This is a genomic window from Bradyrhizobium sp. ERR14 (genome assembly GCF_014198235.1).
Lineage (GTDB): Bacteria > Pseudomonadota > Alphaproteobacteria > Rhizobiales > Xanthobacteraceae > Bradyrhizobium.
Window position 1 is genome coordinate 524,627 of record NZ_JACIHD010000001.1, and the last position, 19,162, is coordinate 543,788.

The following is a 19,162-nucleotide window of genomic DNA, read 5'->3' on the forward strand; positions in this document are numbered from 1 at the left end:
TCAGCGCTCAATCTAGTATGCACGCGGCGCGCTCGCCATCCCGCGGCTCACCCGCCGCCGGGCGCCGAGGAAAAACCTTCCGCGCTGGTGCGGATGCGGTTGCGGCCGAGAACATAGATCGCCGTTGTGACAATCAGAAGCGCCAGGCCGAGCAGGATCGAGACGAAGCCGATCGGGATCAGGGCCAGCGTCAGATTGCGCTCGGGGTTGAGCCAGTGATGGATCGAGGTCAGCACGAAGGCGAGCCCGAGAAAGCCGACGCCGCCGCCGGCGAGCAGCAGCGCCCACATCCGGCGGAGCTGGCTGAGCCGCTCCCGCGCGATATCGGTCCGAGGTGCGTGGTGGCGGGCGACGCGCCGGACCAGGCGGATCGCGAAGGCGATCGAGCTGAAGCCGATCAAGAGACTGGAGGCGCCCAGCCACATCCGCAGCGTCGGATCGAGATCGGGCATTCTTTGCAGGGTCAGCAGCGGAAAGTCGAAGGCCGAATGCAGCGCGAGCGGGCCGGCCAGCATCAGGAGGCGGCTGGAGAGGCGGGCCCAGTCGCGATGGTGGCGGTTCGCGCCCAGCGCCGTGCCGGCGCGTGCGATCGTCAGGTAGGCGCCCGCGATGATGCCGAGCGCGCCGTGGAACGGCACGGTCAGCACGCTGCGCAAGGCGGCCAGCGAGCGCCACATCTCGGCGTGCTGGACCAGATAGGCGAGGTTCTCGTAAGCGGCGAAACCGAGGCCGACCGCGGCGCCATAGACCACGGTGTCCATCGGATTGGCAAAGGTCCGCCGCTTGGTCGAGGAGATCGCCACGATGGCGATCACCTTGACGGCTTCCTCGGGCAGCGCGACGCCGAAGATCGAATGCATGGCCAGCGCCGCCCAGGGGTCGTCGGGCGCGGCGACCATCTTGGCGAAGGGGGCGCGGGCGAGGCCCAGCAGCGAGATGCTGGCCGCTCCTAACAGGAACGCGGTCCAGACCTGGGCCGGCGGTCCCGGACGTTCCTCGGCGGCGATGACAAGCCACAGCATCAGCAGCGCCGGGGCGATGGCGGCCGTTCCGATGACGGTGGGCAATGCTTCAATCAGGTACATCGGCGCCGAAAATAGGTTCCCTTGATCCGCTTATCTACATTCACCGATGCGACCATGTGTCATGCGCTTGCTGTCGGCTCGCTTAACGAGCGCGACAGCCTTCGTTCATCTGCCGTCGCCCGCCCCGCCGTAGAATGCAAGCGTAATCAATTGCATGACAGCACCTGTTCGTCATCCATGATAACGCTCGCGCCGCCGAGCTGAGGCGCGATTGACAAGCCGTATCAAGGAAATGCGTGAGTTTCTTCGATTCACGGCGTAGCCGTGCGCCGGGGCAGGCCAGCTAGCTGCGCTTCGTTGGGCCCTCGCGGGGCGGCGAGGCGATCCGGCGCGCCCGCGACTGCTCGAGCTCCCAGAAGGCGCGGACGAGGCACGCGCCGAGACAGACGACGATGAGCAACAACAGGAAAGCCTGGTCGACCGCGGGAATATGTAGCATGGCGATGATAAAGCAACGCCCATGCCATGCGTTCCCGCAACGGCCGGCGCTTTCCGCCCTCAGTGCGTGGTGAACGGCAGCGGCGCCCCGGGAGCCACGTCGAAGGCGCCGAGATGGAATTCCTCGCCGACGGATGTGTCAGTCTCGCCCGGTTGCGCCAGCAGCGTGAACGCGGCCTGCGGGTAGATCTTCCAGATCTCCAGATCGCCGGCGGTGATGGTGAGCCAGCCGAACGTGTACATGTAGCGTCCGGGCTCGGTGACCCGGCCGACCCTGTCCCAGGTGATCTTGTCCACTGTAACTTTGTCGACTGCCATTCGGTCCCCCGATCGCAAGTCTGCAAATGACGCCCGGCCTGGAGGCACGGACGTTCAAAAGCTGATCCCGCAATGGGGCCGCGATAGGGCGGCGATGCGGAGGCAAGACGGCCTGTCGGAGGCCGCTGCCCGCCGATTCAGCGCGCCGTCGAGGCCGCCTCTGCTTCGGCCGCCCGCTCCAATTGACGGTGCGAGGCGTGGAAGACGTCGTGGACGAGGCCGATCTTTTCCAGGCCCAGGATGATCAGGCCGTTGAGATCGATCTCCCACCAGGCGTGCGAGATGTAGGCGTCCCGCGGGAAGCGGTGATGGTTGTTGTGCAGACCCTCGCCGAAGGTGAGGATCGTGGTCACGAACTCGTTGGTCGAGGCGTCTTCGACGTCGAAGCGGCGATAGCCGTAGGCGTGGCAGACCGACCCGGTGAGCTGGCTGGTGAGGATCAGCAGATAGGCGCGAAGCAGGCCGGAGAACAGCACGCAGCCGATCATGGCGTGCACGCCGCCGAATGTGTAGCCGATCACGCCGGGGATGAAGACTGCCGACATCCCGTACCAGACCCAGCGCGTGCGCACGAAGAACATCGCGATCGGATCGGCGAGGATGTCCTTGGCATAGTATTCGTTGTCGGTGGTAGCCTGGTCGAACACCCAGCTGCCCTGGGCGTGCAGGAAGCCCTTGAACGCGCTGACATAGCGATTGCCGAAGCCGTCGAATTGCGGGCTGTGGGGATCGCCGACGTCATCGGCGTAGAGATGGTGGCGGCGGTGGTTGGCGACCCATTTGGCGATCGAGCCCTGCACAGCCATCTGGGCGATGGCGCAGAAGAAGACACGCATGATCGGACCGGTACGGAAGCTGCGATGGACGAACAGGCGGTGCATGCCGGCACCGATGCCGAACGTCGTCAGCGCGAACATCCAGGCGAACGTGAACAGCTCGACCTTGCCGACGCCTTGCGTCACGGCCCAGATGATGCCGGCGACCGCGCCGACATAGAGGATGCCGAGCAGGAGATAACTCTCGCGCAGCTTGGCCTGGACCAGCGGCCCTTCGGTGACGACGCCGGGTGGAAGCTGCGGCTTCAGCGCGATCTCTGCCGGGGCGAACTCGGCGTCGGCGATGGACATTCCGGGGCTTCCAATACTCAAGGCCCGCAGTGATTGCGGACGTACCGGGTCACACCCTACCGCGCAGGGGTCGCCTTCTCCAGTATTTAGTTAAAAAAGAGTTAAGATTGATCGGGCCGGCTTCAGGCCGACTGCAGCAAGGGCGTGCGGACGATCAGGCGGACGAGGTCATCGCGTGACTGTTTTTCGGCGAATTTGACCGCAAACCCGTGCTCGAACTTGCGGATCACGCGCCCGACGCAGGCGCCGACCGCTAGCGGGGTTCCGACCGGCGGATCGTATTCGCAGGAGATCGCGACGCCAGCCGTGGAGACGTCGATGATGAAGCACGGATGGCTGCTGCCGTTGGCGAGCGTCAGGAACGTGTGCGAGACCTGCGGTACGAAACGCGCGTCGTTCCGCAGCTCCTGGACGCTGGCATCCTTCTGCTTCTTCTCGAGCCAGGTCAGCTTTTCCGACATCCAGGCGCGCCGCGCCCGCGTCATGTCGAGCTCCATCAGGAAGCCCGATTTCAGCGTCGCGCTGATAGTGCACTGGAATTCGCCGAAATCCTGGAAGTAGGATGTGAGGCGCTCGCCGACCTTGCCGACGACGGGCACGTCCACGATCATGCGGAAGGGCGAGACGCGCTTGGTGCGGCAGGCGAAGCTGCGCAGCTTGCCCTCGCAATCATACCAGCGGGGCAGCGAGTAGCTGCCGCTGACCGTGACGTCCACTGCACGCTGCCTGAGGAACTCTGCGACGGACATGAGGTGCCAATGATGTTCGGGATTGCTTCCGTAATTCCACGGTAGCGGTCAAATTCTAAGCAAATGATACTAGCGCGCAGGAGCAGGGGTAAATTTCCGGTAAATGTGCGCCTCGCTCGCCCGGCTGAAAGCGCGGCATAAGGACCCGTTATGCTGCAGGCCGTCTCACAACATCGTCATTGATGGCGCAGTCAAGCAACGACGCGCCGCGGCGGCTAGAGAGATCCGAACATCACCAGCAAAGCCAGCGAGCCCATGGCCATCGCGAACTGGATCGTCGTCCAGACCAGTCCGTTCGGGCTGATCTCCAATCCCAGCGGCGGCAACGCGCGCCGCATGGCCAGCGCCGTGAAGGCTTCGACGACGGCGAGCAGGAGGGCGATGCCGGCGATGAAAGACCAAGTCTCGGCCGGCGGCATCCATGGCGCGAGCCAGGCGGGGACGGAGCCTTTCAAGGCGGCGAGCAACGCGAACCAGCCGAACCAGAATGCCGAGCGCTTGACGATGTCGGGGCCGATCGTTTCGGGCTCAAGGCGGATACCTATCGCTGCCAGCGCGCTTTCGATGCGCTCGCCGTCGGTCAGGACGACGAACGCACCGAGATAGAGCGGAATGCGCGACTGGAAGAGCAGGGCGAGGATACCGAACAGGATTACGTGGCCGATGACGTCGCCGAGAATATCGCTGATTGCGTTCTTGGCGCTGCTGCCTGACGGCACGAGCGCCGCCGGCGCAGAATCTGCGTGACGCTGCGACAGCGATCTGTCGCGCGCCATGTGCTCCAGCATTTTGGCGCGCCGGTCCGATGGATGCTGGCGGGGATGGCCCAGCCATAGCGGAAGGCCCGGCGTCATTGCAGACGCGCCGGACGAACTTTCTATCTGGGGGTCACGCTGCGCCATGGGCCTGGACCGGTTCCAACTGACATTGGTCGGTGGCGAGCAGCGCGGAGGTTCATGCGAAGGCGGCGGAACTTGCGGACGAGCTGTCGTGGCGGCCCATTGCGGCGCCATCTATCGCCGTCGCGTGCACTGGCGCTCCCTAGCGGAACAACCTTTCTGGGTATTCTCAACGACTTAGTCGGTCGGTTAGCCGACAATTCGTCCACTGTAATTGTTGACGAAATTCCACTTTTGGCAACCCGACCGGCTAGCGACGGCGGATGAAACGAACGGGCGCCGAAAAGGGCAAAGTTGAAACCTAGCACCGTCCCTATAGGCCCAAAGCACACCCACAACATCAAAGCCGGAACTGGAGAGGGGCGTACGCGGGCCAGTCGAACCGCTCCCTTTCGGAAGCGTTATTTTGCCGAAGAGGCGCGGGAGGATCGCCAATGACAGAACGCCGTCGCAGGGTGAAACAAACTCTCTCCCTTGAAGAGCGGATGGCCGAACAGGCTGCCAAGCTCAAAGAACGAGCCAACCGGTTGCCGGCCGGCAGAGAGCGGGAGGACCTACTTAAGCGGGCCAGCGTCGCGGAGACCGGCGCTCGCATCAACGACTGGATCAGCTCGCCCGGTCTGCAACCGCCCAAATAAACTACGGAACAAGCGTGCACTTTGGTGCTTATCCCGCCCGACTCTGGAGGAGGGGTGGGTGGGTGACCGAGACCTTCTCTACTACCGCCTGTCGCTGATTTGGCTGGCCATCGTGGCGGGCTTCTTCCTGTACTTTTTGACAAGGTAAAGCCGCCTCAATTGGCGGCCCGTAGTTCTCCGGCCGGAGAACAAAGCCCCGGGGGCCCGTAGTTCTCCGGATAAGAACAAAGTCGATGATAATAGGTCAGCATTTGTTCCACTTGCGTGTATTTATAAGCGGAACACCTAGAAGTAAGACTGCCGATCGCCTGCGCCGCCCTTTCCTCGCGCCTCAACTTTACACTTCGTCCCGGCGCCAACCACATTTGTCATGGGCACATTTTCGCGACCAGCTCTTTACCGGGCCAGCGCTGGCTTCCTAGCTCCCGCAGATTTTGGGGTGCCCATTTAGTGGGAGGGCTCGGGAGTTGCACTAATTGGCAATGGCGGTGTGTTTACCGGATGCCCCCATTTTTCGTGGAATTACGTATTTGTTGTGATGATGACACCGCAACCGAACGTCGACAGAGGCAATAATGACTCTTGAGCAGTTCAGGGATTCACATTGTGAGACTGAGCGCCAGGCGGCGCTTGCCAACGCATTCGATGGCGCAGTTCTTCATACAGTTAAAATGGGCACGTCTATTCGGCTCGCCTCGAAGTTGGCGAACGCGACACTGCAATTTGGCGGCTCCAGAGTCGGTCATAACAATCTTGCCAAGGCAATCGGGTGCAGCCCGCGCACGGTTGCAAAAGCAATTCGCGAATTGCTTGAAAACGATTTTGTCTCTTGCGCAGGGCACACCGTAGACGGCGCGCCGATCTACATCGCAAAAATCCAGGAACACGCTGAGGCGTATCGCACGTGGCACAAGGCCCGGTGCGAGGCGCAAGCCAAGGCGTTGCGGGCGAATACTGAGTTCGTTCCTCCCGCCTATCCGAAGCGGGAGCAGAAGCTTGAAAATAGGGCGGCGTAAGCCTGCGGAACTGGCGTTGCGGCGCCTCGGCGACGATGCAGACGGGGACGGTCGTCTCACCGATGCAGCGCGCAAGCTCTACCGGAAAATCATTGCGAGTTATAATTGGGATAATGGTTACGCCGAGTGTTCGGATAACTTCATCACACAGAAGATGGACACCTCGCTCCGTTCAGTGAAGCGCGGGCGCAAACTATTGTTGAAAACCCGGCGCGTCTCGATTGTCCGCAAGGGTGGCAGGCGTGGCACCGAGACGTGGTCTACCCGCTATGACCTGCCGTTCGGCTATCGCGGCTCTGATGAATTCCGCTTGCTCAACGGCGGCAGGCACACCTTGGATTGGCTCGCAACGCCGGTGACGCTGCCATTCGATAGACCGCTAAGACGCAAGTCCCAAAGTGCCAAAACTGCACTTCCCAAAGTGCCAAATTTTTCAATTTCCCAAAGTGCCACGTTGGCACCCAAACCTATTTCTAAAGAAATAGATATCCCGCCCCCTACGGGGAGCGCGGGGCCTGACGGCCCGCGCGTGGGCGGGAGGGAACTTACTAGAGTTACCACCGCCCCAACAGGCCCGCCTCCAGGTTATGCGGTTTGGCGTATTACGCATGCTGAGTACGTCGGCGCGAAGGGGCAATCGGAAGATGAGTATGACACGTTGTTGGCACACCTGCGCAGTCAGCGCGGCGGAAAGTTCACGCTTCGCTGCCACGTCGATAGCGACGATTACGACAGCCTTGAATCCGCAATGGGTATCGATGGTGAACCAGAGCGGCTGGTTGGGAAGGAGGTCGCCATGAGCACCAACCGCGAAGGCCCGAAAGCGTTCTGTCGGCCACGACCTGAGCCATGGAGGGAATTCACGGTTGTATCCGGTGAATCGCTTGATGATGGTGGAGCGGCGCTTCAAGCGGTGTTCCACGGTGAGGGCCCAGCGCTGCGGCGCTGGCTACTGGGGGCCCGGGACACAGCCGCACTTACTGAGGCATGCGGCGGCGAGGATGGTGCTGTCGGTGCCCGCGTGCGGTTTAGGTTGATGCCAGATGACTCGCTGGAGTTTCGCCTGTTGGTGGCAAGCCCTGGAACGGGCGACTCCACCCATGTAACCGAAGCAGCGTGACCCTGACGGGTCGGGGGCCACCGCAATCCCGGCCACCTTCGCCACTAGCTACCGGCGGCCCCCTTGCACGCGTCATCCCGTAAGTTTCAAGAAAATCACACCAGGCCGCGCAGAACAGCCTATTCCTCCAACTCTCTGAGAATTCTGTCGCGGTGCGAAATGTGCTGCGTCTGACTCAAGTAGAAGTTCTCCAGGAGCTGCCGCGCCTGTATCGTGTCTTGCCCGAGGCGCGTCATGTCCTCCACAATCTGCTCTTGGCTGGCAATGTGCCGCTCGCCTTGAGCAATGTGTCGTTCTGCTTGCTCCAAGTGGCGAAGGTGCATCGAACGATCCGACATAGCGGTCCTCCCTGTCCTGTGCAGGCGGGAGCGCTATCGGTCTCTCAGCCACCGACGCCTACGGGCAGAGCCTCGGCCGGTGATGGGGGCAAACTAGCACAAAGCACCTTGGTTCTAAAGTGAACTCCGAATGTGTGCAGCCGGTAACCGGCCACGCCAAGAGCCAGCAAATGGCCAGAACGTCACGTTGCGAAAGAAATCAATGCACCACGTAAACGACAATGGCCCTATCCAGGCCAGCGACTTCACTGACCTAGCAGCCCGCCGCGCCTGGCTGGCGTCGGCGCCGGCCACACATGCCCCACACCACGAGCAGCCCCCGTGCGTGACCTGGGCCAAGCGGGAGAAGGATGAAACGACCTTCATGGGCCTCCGGCTCTGGCGCACGCTCAACGAGCCGCCGCGCGTGGCTGCGAACGACAACGAGCCCGAGGACGACGCAGAGGCCGGCGAGCAGCCCATGGCTCCGAATATGGACCGCGAGCTGGTCGACGTTAGCGCGAAGCAGCTGATTTGGGCAGTTAAGAACAAGCGGGCACGTTGGGTTGGAAACAAGTTGGTCAAGGTATGGAACGGGCACCAATGGTCCAGTCCAGATGCAGAGTTCGGCAAGGTCCGCCAGCGGAAAAGCGACAAGGCGGATACAGAACAGTTCGACGCTGAGATGCCCGACGCGCAGGCCGAGTTGGCGCGTGCCCTAGACACCGAGAAGCTGCGCGGCACGCTGGGGCACAAGGCCACCAGTATCCTTGACATGGCGGCAGGTGACAACACTCTGTCCGAAATAGGCGAATATCTCGGCTTTGGCGGTCAATATGCCGCCAGGATGGCCGGCAAGGAGGTTCGTGCGGCCGTCGCTGCGCTGAACGCGGCTATTGAGGGCAGTGCGAGGGCGGCGGCTTAGTCTTAGCCAGAAACCCGACGTTCACTTCCGCTCACTCCTCAGGGCAGTAAGCTCAGTTCAGCTTTTGGCGCAGTTTCTTAAGCGCCGTGCGTTCACTCCGTCTAGGGGCAGCTGTCTACTCCTCCCGGGACTGAAAAGCCCCGTCGTCTGATCTCATCCTCAATTTGTTCGATGAGCTTGAGGATTTCGAGACCATCCATGTCCTCACGCGCGGCTTGCCTGAGGCGCTCCACGAGTGCCAGCTCAGTCTTCGAAAAAGGTCTGTCGCCGTTTTCCATCAACCGTCTCCATTCCTTAGGAGGCGGGAGCATTTCGGCTCTCCGTCACCAATAGAGGCCACGGACCACGCGATGATGCCGAAAGCTAGCACTGAGCCGATGACGCTGTCTGGACCAAACTTTAGGCACCCATTGCCTGGTGAACTCGCACCCTGGTCGGCCGCCTTAGGAGAGATTGCTGCCACGGGACGGCGCGGCGACCACCTCAACGGTTGCGGATACGGTCATGACCGGCGATTCTTTTGTCCTTACGTGGACGGAAAGCTTGTCGGTCAATCCCGAAGGGCTATGGTCCCGTATTCCCTCGGCTAGGTATCTCATCGCGGCATCACGCGCAGCCGCGAGATCAGGAAGCTCCTCACCGTTGTCGTCGAGGATGGTGCCGGCGTGATCTTGATAGTCGAAATAGAAGCGCATGCACATCAACGTTGCGTTGCGTCGAGCGTTCCTACCGCTGAGCGCTGGCGAAAGCGGCGTAGTTGGAGGCGATTACTCAAAATTAGCCGTTTCGTGCACTCCCTCAGGGACTCTTCAATCGTGAAGGCTAGGGCGTGTACGCTCGCAAGGCTCCCAAACTCTTTCGCCCTTAGCGGCAGATTTTCTGCCCCGACGTGACGTGCAAACTTCAGCGCCGGTTCGATCCCGGCGCACCTCTTTTTCCGGCCTAACGCCGTGAAGCCGCCAGTCGGCTTTTTATTTGCCCGATCAATCGCAATTCTTAATGATGGAGAATGGCCCCGTGGCCAGCTTGAATAACGTGCTCGATAGCATCGAGCGCCATCTTGATTTCCCGCGAAGTCGGAGCGCCGGCATCGCCCGGCGACTGCAAGAAGCCGACCTCATGCCGATCGGCGCACCGGGCGTTTCGCCGGAATTGGACGAGGATAACGTGCTCGACCTCGTTATTGCGCTGGCTTGCGACGTCACCCTGCATGAGGCGCCGGACGCGGTTCGGTCTTATCACCAGATGACCCCTGGAGGCACGAGCTTAGTCGATGCGCTGTCAGCGATTCCGAATGCACCCATTGCCGTTTCTATCCTGGTTGAGGATGCCCGGTCCTCTGTTGGAGATGCGCGTGCCTCAAAGATCGAGGTTTCGTGCAATTGGCGAGCTGTAGCCATTCATAGGCCTATCGGTGCCGTTAAGCGCTTCAGTCAGCCGGGTGTGCACTGTGCTCACTGGCAGACTAACGGCCATCACAAATCAATCACTATCAATGTCGTGGCGCTTGCAGACGCGCTGGACGAGCTTTTTGGAGAATAGATTTTGGCACCTTTGAAAAAGCCCGCGGCTACCGAGCCGTATCGCATTCCTTCGCTCGCCGAAGCAGACAACGCGTACGCTGACCTGATCGTCAAACGACAGTCGCTCGATGAGCAGTACGGAGCGCTGAACGTCAAGCGCGCAAAACTGCGTCGCGAGATCGAAGCGGCTAAAGCTGCCGGCGGTAAGCGACTTGCGCCCGCTGTAGCCGAATTGTTGGGTGACGCCACGGAAGGCAGCATCGTCGAATTATCGCGGCAGCTGCGCGAAGTCTCGACCGAGATGGCAAACATCGAGGCCGCGATCGAGATCCTACGCCGCCGCACGGATGAGGCGCGCAATGCAGCTTCAAAGCTTGTGTGTAGTGCTGTGATGCCCGAGTACCGGCGCCGCCTCGGTGCGCTGTGCGAGGCTGCAAAGGCGCTTGAAGCGGCTCGGCAGAGCCATGATGAACTACTTGATCAGTTCGACGCTGAAGACGTTCGCAAGGATTATCTGCGGCCGGTTCATCCGTTTTTCATGGGCGATAGGCGCGAAGGCAAGGTGTTCTACTTCCTCAAGGAAGTGAAGGAGGCACACAATGTCTAAGGGCTCCGAGCGCACCTCCGACGTCGCGGATCGAAAGCCGGTCCGTCGCAGTGTCAAACTCCCTGGCGAGAGCCGCCACTCCGAATGCGCGGATTCGCCAGCCGTTATTGCGCGCAAGCTGATCCAAGCCAAGCGCGAGAAGAAATTGCGGGCGACGCGGCGTAATGGCTGAATCGATTTCAGGTTACGCAATCTCGTGGAACCGGCCGGCGATCATCGCGGGACTCTTCGAGGAGCGCTTTGCACGCGGTGCGTTCGATAAGCATCTCGCCAAAAATCCAGATGTTGCCGCGCTCTGGTCGCATGATCCAAGCAGGCCTCTGGGGAAAATTTCGAACGGTACGCTGTCGCTGCGGTCCGACAACATCGGGCTCTACTACTCGCTAAGACCCAATCCCGATGCGCCGCTCGGTCAGGAAGCCCTAGCAACAGTCGGCAACGGCACGATCAACGAGGTAAGCGTCTCCTTCACTCCGGTCGTTGAGGAGTGGGACGATAGTGCTGATATTCCAAAACGATTGATCACAGAAGCAAAGCTCTACGAGATCAGTCTCGTTCTGTGGGGTGCCTACGGCAAGGACACCTCAGCTCAGATCAGCCGAGCACTTAGTAACAACGATGCAGCACGCCGCCGTATTGAAGCAGCACAACGAAAGCGAGGTATTTTGAAATGACAATCAACGGCCTGGTGCACTCATGGGACCGCAGCCGTCGCCGCGGCATTGCCGAACTCGATGACTGCAGCACCGTGCAAATTCATGCGAACAACTTGGACGCGACGCGCCGTCGCCCAGAGTGGCAAGGCCCGTTTGAGATGCGCGCAGGCGATCGGTTCGAATGCGTGCGCGACGATCAAGGGCGCGTGGTGGATATTCTGAAAGTTTGGTGAGGTACAATGAGCTACGCAACTAAGGTCTACCACGAAAGTGGCGGCGACAAGATGACCGTCGTCGCTGGTGGAAGCATTCAAATCGGCAATGCCACGTTCTCCGTCAACGCAGCTGGCAAGTTGATCGTCACCGGGCTGCCGACCGCGAATCCCAATGTCGCTGGTCAGCTGTGGTCGAACAGCGGCGTGTTGACGATCAGCGCGGGCTAGTGGCCGTGGGGAGGGGTGTGGAGCGGGTTTCCAGGCCTCGCCGCTAGCTACCGGCGGCCCCCCGTTTCACGCGCTTCTCCGTTTTAAAAGTTGAGGGTCAATTTTGGCCAGACCACGACTGCCGAGGGCCAAGGCCCTAGTTCAGGGCAGTGACATCATCCACCCTGAGCGCCACCTCCATCGCAACGAACCTACCGCAGCGCCGCTAGGCAAACCGCCGAAGTGGATGACGCCGGCACAAACAACGGCATGGCAGACGTTCGAAGCTGAGGCGCCATGGCTCAATTATTCGCACCGCGGCCTAGTCGAGATTGCCAGCGTCGTACGAGCGCGCCTTGCTTCAGGCCAAGACGTGGGCGTTCAGGCAATGGGGCTACTGAGGCTGTGTCTCGGTTCGATGGGAATGACGCCCACTGATGCGAGCAAGGTGTCGTGGGCGCCTGAGGAGGAGACCGATGACCTGCTCGATTGACGCGCCAAACCTCAGCAAACAGAGGATGACAGACATGGAAGATAAATCTCACGACCTGACCGCCCCGCCGCAGGGCGTAGTCGACGGGTTCGTTTTCAAACCGGCCGGCACGGAGTCCTGGCAAGTCTGGCAAACAATCAATGGTCAGCTCATCCGGATCGATGAAGCGGCTGAACGTGTCGAACCGAAAGTGAACCAATGACCGCACTTAATTCATACTCCACCGGCACAGCCTCCATATCCGCAGGCGGAACGACCGTCACCGGCTCCGGAACTATCTGGTCGGGCGGCAACGTCAAACCCGGCGACATTCTTCAGATCGGCAATTTTCAGTCTATCATTTCGGATGTGACTGATGCGACGCATTTGGTAATTCCGCCGTGGGGCGGCGGCAATCAGAGTGGCGTTGCCTATACGATCTGGCAAGTATCGCCGCAGCGCTTTGCCGGCGCCGAAGCAATGGCGACGGTGAGCCAGCTTGTCGCGGCCTTCAACACGTCCGGCTATTTTGTTTTCGTCGACATTGACGAGACTGTGCCTGATCCGTCGCTTGGAGACGACGGGCAGTTCGCGTTCCAGCCAACCACCGGAAAGACATGGGAGCGGGTCGCGGGCGTCTGGACGTTTTTGGGTATCTACAAAGGATTCAACCTCACAGGCGATTACGATAACGCCACGGTCTATTCCTACGGCGATGTCCAGACGACGTCGGGATCGTCCTATATCTACATCAACGAAACTCCGAGCGCTGGGCACACCGCACCGAACACGACCTATTGGCAATTGCTCGCGAGCAAAGGCGACACGGGTGCGGCTGGCTCCAATGGTGCGACTGGCGCGACTGGACCAGCGGGGGCGGGCGCGACGGGACAATGCAAGCTTGTCAAATCCGGGTCGAATCTTGTCCTGCAACAGTTCAACGGCAACGCGATCAGAATCAACGGCCAGGTCTGCACAGTTCCGAATGCGGGCGTGTCGCTGGCGCCTACCGGCCTCACCCCGGGGACGAGCTATTTTATTTATGCGACGCAGTCGGGCGGCGTGGTCAACGCGCTTGAAGCATCGACGACCGCGCACGCAACGTCGACCACCAGTGGCAACGAAGGTACCGAAATTAAGAGCGGCGACGATGCGCGTTCGCTCGTCGGCATGGCCAGGGTAGTCACGGGGCCGGCTTGGGCCGACAGTGCTACGCAACGTTTTGTAATCTCATGGTTCAACCGTGACCGACGCTCATTGGCTGGCGCGCTCGATGGGACGTCGACAGAGACCTCAACTGGTTCTTATGTCGAAAAAGCGGTCTCGAAGGTTGAGTATCTTTGCTGGGCCGGTGAGCTGCTGCAACTGATCACCTACGGCATTGTCACCAATTCCGTGAACAACGGCGCCGTTGGCCTGATGAACATGCTGGACGGCGTCACTGTCGGCGGGCAGGTCGACGTCAACCCAGGCGGCACGTCGTTCCGTTGTCCCGTTTCCGCGACCTGCAACGTAAACGCAAGCTCAGAGGGTTATCACTATTCGGATTTCGGCCTGCGTGCTTTGGGCGGCGGAACGGCCAGTGCGTCTTATGGCGTGACCCATACCACTGTAGTCGGATAAGGGCGCTGCTCCTATGAGGCTGGCTTTGCCTGTTTTCGAGCAGCAACCGGCGCCGCTGGTGCCGGCGCGGGCGCTAGCCTTTCTTTCGTCTAAATTCGAGCACTAGCTTTGCCTTTTAGAAATGGAGAATTCAAAGTGGCTATGGGTACAGTTAAGTGGTTCAACCCGACAAAGGGTTATGGGTTCATTCAGCCGGACTCCGGCGGCAAGGACGTCTTCGTTCACATCTCGGCAGTCGAGAAGGCTGGTTTTAGCTCTCTTGCCGAGGGCGCCAAAGTCAGCTTTGACGTCGTGAACAATCGCGGCAAGGACTCAGCGGAAAATTTACGAGTCGGTTGATCCGCTTACCTTCCGATCCAACGGGTTCGCGGCTTCGTCGCGGCCCGCGTCGGTTCCAACTCTCCGGCCTGCTCTTAATGGGCCTATCGTCGCATTTCCTCCGATGCTGTCATCGGCCATCCTGCGTTGGTTCGCTGGGGAGTCGAAGGATGAGCGAGCAGGAAGCGGACCGCTATCGAATCGAAGCTGAGGAATGCCGCCGCTTGGCCGAAAGGGCGATTAAACGACCGGATAAGGAAGCCTGGTTGAGGCTTGCAGCTGATTGGATGAAGCTGGCCGAAGGCGCCAGCACAAGCGATAAGCGTGAGGGGTGAGCTTATTGATCTATCAGCGCTGATGTCCGAGCCCGATTCCCAGCACGATAGCCTTCTGACGTAGCGCGCCCTCAGTCCGCTTAGTCATCTTAGCGATTTTGACAACCGGTGTCCGCGCTTTCGAGTGTGCCTTCAATTCTTTGATATCTTCCTTGGTCCACTCACGGCGAACAGGCTTCTTCGTCTTCTTGGCCAAGACCGGCGCTCCTTCGATGTTGAAGGCGCCGTTTAGCACATGGCGCGCGATGCGCAACAATCATTGAAAATCAATTTCGGAGAGCCAATTGGCTGATAACGAACAACTAATTCTATCGATTTCGGCCGACACGCGAGCGATGCAACGTCAGCTCGACAAGTTGGTAGGGCAAATTGGAACGGTCGACAACAGCTTGGCCGAAGCCTTCACCAAGGCGCCCAAGAAGATTGACGACGTCACGAAGTCGCTCGGCGCTGCAAAATTTCAGACCGCTAATCTTGCTGCCCAGTTTCAGGACATTGCGGTTCAGCTTCAGGGCGGCCAGTCGCCGTTTACTGTTGCCCTGCAGCAAGGCACGCAAATCAGCCAAGTCCTGGGGCCAGGCGGCGCAACTGGCGCCGTCAGCCTGCTTGGCGCGGCCTTTAAGTCTCTGATTTCCCCGACATCTCTAGCGACGATCGGCGTGATCGCGCTTGGCGGTGCAGCGGCTCAGTACATCGGCAAGGCGCTTGGCGGCGTTGGTGACCTTGACGATCGCTTGAAAGTGCACGGTGAACTTATCGCATCGCTCAAGGATGCTTACGGCGAAGCTGGCAAAGGTGTTGATACTCTCAGCAAGGGAAGTATCTCCGTCTTCAAGACATTGCTCAGCTTGTCCACTGATAGCCTTCAAAAGGAGCTAGAGCGACTTTCGCAGTCTGCGCTTTCGGCGGCGGTGCCGATGGCGCAGTTCGTAGACGATCTAGGGCGACCCCTTGCCGAGGCGGCCGACAAGTTCGCTCCATTCCGAAAGGCAATTGATGATTTCAATGCCTCCGTGAAGGCCGGCAAGCCTGATGTCAGGGCGTTCCGGGAGGCCGTTTCCAACGTCGTCGACAGCTCGGCTGATCAGAACGTCCGAAAACTTGGTCAGTCGCTCCTCGATATGAGCGACAGCACCAACAAAATCGATCTTGCGCTCCAGAGCGCTCAGAAGTCACTGCGCGGTTTCGGCGCTGAAGCTTTGGCCGCGGCAGAACAGGGCGAGGCCTTTGCCAAAGCGATGAAAACCCTGGCCGGGACGGTCTCGCCAGACTTGACCGATCGCCAGAAGATTATGAAAAATTACACCGATGCACTGGAGAAAGCAGGTAGCACAGAGGAGCGCTTGGCCGTCGCGCGCGTAAGAAACGACCAATTGTCGATCCTCTCTACGAACGAGCGCAAGAAAGCCGCTGAGGATGCTGCCAAGGCCCAAGAGCAGGCGGTAAAACAGTTTCAGAGCACGATTAACTCGACCAACAAGAGAACCGCTGGCCTCGGTGGCGACCTTGAAGCCGTTGGCAAAGGCGTAGGCGAGCTTACGCGGCTCGAAACTCAATACAAACTCACTGAGGCCGCGCAACAGGCATTCGGCAAAGTCGCCCCTGATGTTGCGGCTCAAATTGAGAAGGTCTCTATCGCCGCGGGCGACGCCGCTGACAAATTGGCTCGCGCGAACATCGCGTCAAGAACCGATTTCGCTGTAAAGACCGCATTTCTGACGCCTGAAGATGTTGCTATTGCCAGCCAGCTCAAGAGCATCTACGGCAACGATGTTCCGGCCGCCCTCCAGTCCACGGAGGCAGCCGCATTGCGTAGTGCGTACGCACTCCAGCGGATCGGTGACATCGGTCAAGACATCACTCGCGGCATCTTCACAGACTTCACTCAGCAGATCCGCAACGGCGCCTCCGCAATGGACGCCCTGAAGTCCGCCGGAGTTAACGCACTCACCAAGATTTCCGACAAGCTAGCCCAGATGGCGGCTGACCAGCTTTGGTCGTCAGCGTTCGGCGGGTCGGGTGGCGGCGGGTTCAACATTGGCAGCTTGTTCGGCGGTGGCGGATCCGTGGACACCATCCAGGTCGGCTCGCAGCTCTTTCCGAAATATGCGAAGGGTACGGACTTCGCACCGGGTGGCCCTTCCATCGTGGGCGAAAACGGTCCCGAGCTGGTCAACTTGCCGCGCGGAGCCCAGGTTATTCCGAATGACGTATTGCGCAACGGGATGGGTGGTGGCGTCTCTGCGCCAGTCACAATCAGCATTGACGCTCGTGGCGCTGATGAGGCCGGCCTGGCAAGGGTGCAGGCGCAACTGGCTCAGCTTGAGGCCGAACTGCCTGGACGTGTTGTCGCGACCGTGAAGCGGGCAAGGACTGGGCGGATGTTGTAGGGGGGCTAGACCAAAAGGTGGTCCCCCAAGGCTGTCCCCTGGGCAAGTGGGCCTCTTTCGGAATTCAATCCATGGTTTATAGTAGGCCGTCCCGAGGGGAGTTTCGCTTAGATGAGTTGGTGTGACAAGTTGGCGTCGGTGCCCGGGGTCGGCTTTTTGCTGACGCCGCATTTTTTTTCCGGTGACACTATCATTGAAGCTCTGTCTCCGATGCTGGATGGCCTCGTTGACGCCCGGAGTAAGCCAACATTCACGGTCAATCAGCACGCATCCTTCAATATAACCATCAGTACCGAGGATGGATTTCAAATAGGGGTCGATCACACGAGGGTCCACGTCACCTTCCATCATAAGATGCGGGCTAAACCGGTGAGCGGCGGGCCTCCAATAATGGAGATGCTGTCGGTTCCGAAACCCTATACGAAGCTCTTGGAGGACGTATCCGATCGCCTGATTGAGGTCGCTTGCATGTTGCCGCCGGTGCAGGGAAGGAAATTGGTCGGTGTCGGAGTCATCACGACAACTCATGTGGCCGAAGAAGACGTTCCGCCCGGGGTCGACAAGTTTATAAAGCGAATCTCAGCTCCCTGGGGCAGGGAAGCCGATAGTTTCAACGTGAATGTTTTAACCGTTCTGAACCGCGCGGATGCGTGGACTGATAAGTGCCTGCATCAAGCGGTGAAAGAAGACGACCCCGAAAAGCTTCTAAATCTTACTTTTGATTTCCATCGTCGTCTGAACGCAGGGAATCAAATTAGCCGAGACAATTTCTCGTCGCTACTCTCCCATTGCAAACGGGACGCTTTAGACTACTTTGAGCGCATTGCCGAAGGGAATATGTTTGATGAGTACAATGACCGCGCGCGCGACGGCACAACCGCCAGAGTCTGATCTCGTTGAGTCAACGGCAAGCAGAGATTCGGGGACGCAGGATTCGTCTTCCTCCTCCACTGCTGTTCCGTGGCCCACGTTTGAATCGCATACCGGCGTTTACGCACAGGCAGCCCGGCGAGCCGGTCGCTTGAATGCCGCCAGCGCTTCTGACGAAGAACTTGAAAGCCTGCTAGCCGAGCGTCAGCAACTTTTGGACAAAAAGTTCGACGGGACGATTTCCCGCTCGGAGATGAACCGTCTTACCTACGTGGGTTGGTCGTTAGACCGCATCGAGGATGCAAGATCGGGCGGGGCGCTGGACGATTTGGAGACGGCCGTCGCACGCTACGAACAGTTCTCGAACGAGCTATCTGCTCTAGAGCGGCAGATTCACGACTCGAAATTGCAACGTTCTCGGAAATAGTCCTTGGCTCAGCCTCCGGCGAAATCTGGCCTTCCACAGGCAATGGTCGTTCGGTCGGCAGTAACGCCGGGGCGGCCATACACTGAGTACGCGCTCGATCTCCGTCGCGATTTCATCCATTCTTGTGCATACTGCACAATCACCGAAGCTGAGGCGCAGTCGATCAATTTCACGATCGATCATTACGAGCCGCGAAGCGGCCGACCAGATTTGACCGACGAGTACGGTAATCTGATGTATTGCTGCAATTGGTGCAATCTTTACAAAGGAGATCGCTTTCCGCCTCCTGCTGCACGCGCCGCTGGGCACCGCTTCTTTCGTTGTGATGAAGAACTTTTTGACGATCACTTTGAACTCAAAGGGCTCAATCTCGGTCCAAAGTCCAATGCCGGGGATTACACAATCCACGCAGTTGCACTCAATCGTGCGCAACTTCGCAAGCTGCGAGAGCTGCGCCAGCGCCTGACGGCCTGTCATGCCCAGGTAGCTCAAGGCATTTTCGCGTTGCGCAATGTTCGCGTGGATCAGTTGCCGCCTAATATTCGCGCTCGCGTGTTGGCTCTGATCCGAACAGCGCAGGACACACAGAGCCGCCTGCAGCATGAGATAGACGAAATGTTGCGCGAGCACGCTCGATCGCCGTTCCTGGATCTTCGCGCAGAGTCTGAGGAGGACAGAAAGAAGCGCGAAGAGGACTTGAAGACTATCCAGGGGCTGTACGCAGGCAACTGGCGCGGTAGACAGCAAAAGAGCCAAAAGTAGGCAGCTTGGGGTGGACGTCACCAGCGCGCGCCCCGATGTATGGGAGCGCCAAGCTGCCCTGTCAATTTTGACAGGTGCGGCCCATCCCGAGATGGTGCAAATACCTAAATAGACGAGTGTTATTG

At 59.7% G+C, this 19,162-nt stretch carries 27 protein-coding genes; 17 read left to right on the forward strand and 10 right to left on the reverse strand.

The window, feature by feature from the left end; genetic code table 11:
• Nucleotides 1–47: 47 nt before the first annotated feature.
• The 6 genes from GGD62_RS02595 to GGD62_RS02615 all read right to left on the reverse strand — a co-directional run bounded on the left by GGD62_RS02595 (nucleotide 48) and on the right by GGD62_RS02615 (nucleotide 4,571).
• A complete protein-coding gene (locus GGD62_RS02595; protein ID WP_183706968.1) occupies nucleotides 48–1,085 on the reverse strand; it encodes a PrsW family glutamic-type intramembrane protease in 1,038 nt (345 codons plus the stop codon).
• A 283-nt stretch (nucleotides 1,086–1,368) separates the two neighbouring features.
• A complete protein-coding gene (locus GGD62_RS40560; RefSeq protein WP_210317714.1) occupies nucleotides 1,369–1,524 on the reverse strand; it encodes a hypothetical protein in 156 nt (51 codons plus the stop codon).
• A 59-nt stretch (nucleotides 1,525–1,583) separates the two neighbouring features.
• Nucleotides 1,584–1,841: a hypothetical protein gene (locus GGD62_RS02600; protein ID WP_183706969.1), complete on the reverse strand. Its 258-nt coding sequence runs from the start codon at nucleotides 1,839–1,841 to the stop codon at nucleotides 1,584–1,586.
• Between the two features lie 137 nt (nucleotides 1,842–1,978).
• On the reverse strand, nucleotides 1,979–2,968 hold the full coding sequence (locus tag GGD62_RS02605) for an acyl-CoA desaturase (protein WP_092258438.1): 990 nt from the start codon (nucleotides 2,966–2,968) through the stop codon (nucleotides 1,979–1,981).
• Nucleotides 2,969–3,090: 122 nt separating this feature from the next.
• Nucleotides 3,091–3,717 (reverse strand): pilus assembly protein PilZ, encoded by a 627-nt coding sequence (locus GGD62_RS02610; protein ID WP_026202874.1) that lies wholly within the window; start codon nucleotides 3,715–3,717, stop codon nucleotides 3,091–3,093.
• 215 nt (nucleotides 3,718–3,932) lie between these two features.
• Nucleotides 3,933–4,571: a hypothetical protein gene (locus GGD62_RS02615; RefSeq protein ID WP_183706970.1), complete on the reverse strand. Its 639-nt coding sequence runs from the start codon at nucleotides 4,569–4,571 to the stop codon at nucleotides 3,933–3,935.
• A gap of 479 nt (nucleotides 4,572–5,050) precedes the next feature.
• On the opposite strand from GGD62_RS02615, the gene GGD62_RS02620 reads away from it, so the two are divergent.
• From GGD62_RS02620 to GGD62_RS02630, 3 genes are all read left to right on the forward strand, one after another.
• Nucleotides 5,051–5,254, forward strand: coding sequence for a hypothetical protein (locus GGD62_RS02620; protein WP_183706971.1), 204 nt, complete (start codon nucleotides 5,051–5,053; stop codon nucleotides 5,252–5,254).
• A gap of 575 nt (nucleotides 5,255–5,829) precedes the next feature.
• Complete coding sequence (locus GGD62_RS02625; protein WP_183706972.1) at nucleotides 5,830–6,270, forward strand: hypothetical protein; 441 nt, start codon at nucleotides 5,830–5,832, stop codon at nucleotides 6,268–6,270.
• On the forward strand, nucleotides 6,251–7,390 hold the full coding sequence (locus tag GGD62_RS02630; RefSeq protein ID WP_183706973.1) for a hypothetical protein: 1,140 nt from the start codon (nucleotides 6,251–6,253) through the stop codon (nucleotides 7,388–7,390). The genes GGD62_RS02625 and GGD62_RS02630 overlap by 20 nt, the downstream gene beginning before the upstream one ends.
• A gap of 119 nt (nucleotides 7,391–7,509) precedes the next feature.
• Here the strand turns inward: GGD62_RS02630 and GGD62_RS02635 are convergent, their stop codons facing one another.
• On the reverse strand, nucleotides 7,510–7,728 hold the full coding sequence (locus GGD62_RS02635) for a hypothetical protein (RefSeq protein ID WP_246799978.1): 219 nt from the start codon (nucleotides 7,726–7,728) through the stop codon (nucleotides 7,510–7,512).
• 325 nt (nucleotides 7,729–8,053) lie between these two features.
• Between GGD62_RS02635 and GGD62_RS02640 the strand changes: the two genes are divergently transcribed.
• A complete protein-coding gene (locus tag GGD62_RS02640) occupies nucleotides 8,054–8,632 on the forward strand; it encodes a hypothetical protein (protein ID WP_183706974.1) in 579 nt (192 codons plus the stop codon).
• A gap of 101 nt (nucleotides 8,633–8,733) precedes the next feature.
• On the opposite strand, the gene GGD62_RS02645 is transcribed toward GGD62_RS02640, so the two are convergent.
• Together GGD62_RS02645 and GGD62_RS02650 are read right to left on the reverse strand one after the other, a co-directional pair.
• A complete protein-coding gene (locus GGD62_RS02645; RefSeq protein ID WP_183706975.1) occupies nucleotides 8,734–8,910 on the reverse strand; it encodes a hypothetical protein in 177 nt (58 codons plus the stop codon).
• 165 nt (nucleotides 8,911–9,075) lie between these two features.
• Nucleotides 9,076–9,327, reverse strand: a complete 252-nt coding sequence (locus GGD62_RS02650; RefSeq protein ID WP_179739396.1) for a DUF6894 family protein — start codon at nucleotides 9,325–9,327, stop codon at nucleotides 9,076–9,078.
• A gap of 322 nt (nucleotides 9,328–9,649) precedes the next feature.
• On the opposite strand from GGD62_RS02650, the gene GGD62_RS02655 reads away from it, so the two are divergent.
• The 9 genes from GGD62_RS02655 to GGD62_RS02695 all read left to right on the forward strand — a co-directional run bounded on the left by GGD62_RS02655 (nucleotide 9,650) and on the right by GGD62_RS02695 (nucleotide 14,588).
• Nucleotides 9,650–10,174, forward strand: coding sequence for a hypothetical protein (locus GGD62_RS02655; RefSeq protein WP_183706976.1), 525 nt, complete (start codon nucleotides 9,650–9,652; stop codon nucleotides 10,172–10,174).
• Between the two features lie 3 nt (nucleotides 10,175–10,177).
• Complete coding sequence (locus tag GGD62_RS02660; protein ID WP_183706977.1) at nucleotides 10,178–10,762, forward strand: hypothetical protein; 585 nt, start codon at nucleotides 10,178–10,180, stop codon at nucleotides 10,760–10,762.
• Nucleotides 10,763–10,926: 164 nt separating this feature from the next.
• The gene (locus tag GGD62_RS02665; protein WP_183706978.1) at nucleotides 10,927–11,436 is read left to right on the forward strand and encodes an HK97 family phage prohead protease; all 510 of its coding nucleotides are present in this window, start codon (nucleotides 10,927–10,929) and stop codon (nucleotides 11,434–11,436) included.
• A complete protein-coding gene (locus tag GGD62_RS02670) occupies nucleotides 11,433–11,651 on the forward strand; it encodes a hypothetical protein (protein WP_183706979.1) in 219 nt (72 codons plus the stop codon). The genes GGD62_RS02665 and GGD62_RS02670 overlap by 4 nt, the downstream gene beginning before the upstream one ends.
• A 6-nt stretch (nucleotides 11,652–11,657) precedes the next feature.
• The gene (locus GGD62_RS02675) at nucleotides 11,658–11,861 is read left to right on the forward strand and encodes a hypothetical protein (protein WP_183706980.1); all 204 of its coding nucleotides are present in this window, start codon (nucleotides 11,658–11,660) and stop codon (nucleotides 11,859–11,861) included.
• A gap of 455 nt (nucleotides 11,862–12,316) precedes the next feature.
• Complete coding sequence (locus GGD62_RS02680; RefSeq protein WP_183706981.1) at nucleotides 12,317–12,535, forward strand: hypothetical protein; 219 nt, start codon at nucleotides 12,317–12,319, stop codon at nucleotides 12,533–12,535.
• Nucleotides 12,532–13,935 carry a hypothetical protein gene (locus GGD62_RS02685; protein ID WP_183706982.1) on the forward strand — a complete coding sequence of 468 codons (1,404 nt, stop codon included), beginning with the start codon at nucleotides 12,532–12,534 and terminating at the stop codon, nucleotides 13,933–13,935. The genes GGD62_RS02680 and GGD62_RS02685 overlap by 4 nt, the downstream gene beginning before the upstream one ends.
• A gap of 135 nt (nucleotides 13,936–14,070) precedes the next feature.
• Nucleotides 14,071–14,274: a cold-shock protein gene (locus GGD62_RS02690; protein ID WP_091956977.1), complete on the forward strand. Its 204-nt coding sequence runs from the start codon at nucleotides 14,071–14,073 to the stop codon at nucleotides 14,272–14,274.
• 149 nt (nucleotides 14,275–14,423) lie between these two features.
• Nucleotides 14,424–14,588 (forward strand): hypothetical protein, encoded by a 165-nt coding sequence (locus tag GGD62_RS02695; protein ID WP_179736417.1) that lies wholly within the window; start codon nucleotides 14,424–14,426, stop codon nucleotides 14,586–14,588.
• A 13-nt stretch (nucleotides 14,589–14,601) separates the two neighbouring features.
• Here GGD62_RS02695 and GGD62_RS02700 read toward each other — a convergent pair whose 3' ends face one another.
• Nucleotides 14,602–14,784 (reverse strand): hypothetical protein, encoded by a 183-nt coding sequence (locus GGD62_RS02700; RefSeq protein WP_183706983.1) that lies wholly within the window; start codon nucleotides 14,782–14,784, stop codon nucleotides 14,602–14,604.
• 88 nt (nucleotides 14,785–14,872) lie between these two features.
• Here GGD62_RS02700 and GGD62_RS02705 point away from each other — a divergent pair, with 88 nt between their 5' ends.
• From GGD62_RS02705 to GGD62_RS02720, 4 genes are all read left to right on the forward strand, one after another.
• Complete coding sequence (locus GGD62_RS02705) at nucleotides 14,873–16,978, forward strand: phage tail length tape measure family protein (RefSeq protein WP_183706984.1); 2,106 nt, start codon at nucleotides 14,873–14,875, stop codon at nucleotides 16,976–16,978.
• A gap of 111 nt (nucleotides 16,979–17,089) precedes the next feature.
• Nucleotides 17,090–17,869, forward strand: a complete 780-nt coding sequence (locus tag GGD62_RS02710; protein ID WP_183706985.1) for a hypothetical protein — start codon at nucleotides 17,090–17,092, stop codon at nucleotides 17,867–17,869.
• 130 nt (nucleotides 17,870–17,999) lie between these two features.
• Nucleotides 18,000–18,275 carry a hypothetical protein gene (locus GGD62_RS02715; protein ID WP_183706986.1) on the forward strand — a complete coding sequence of 92 codons (276 nt, stop codon included), beginning with the start codon at nucleotides 18,000–18,002 and terminating at the stop codon, nucleotides 18,273–18,275.
• A gap of 3 nt (nucleotides 18,276–18,278) precedes the next feature.
• Complete coding sequence (locus tag GGD62_RS02720; RefSeq protein WP_183706987.1) at nucleotides 18,279–19,037, forward strand: HNH endonuclease; 759 nt, start codon at nucleotides 18,279–18,281, stop codon at nucleotides 19,035–19,037.
• Nucleotides 19,038–19,162 lie beyond the last annotated feature (125 nt).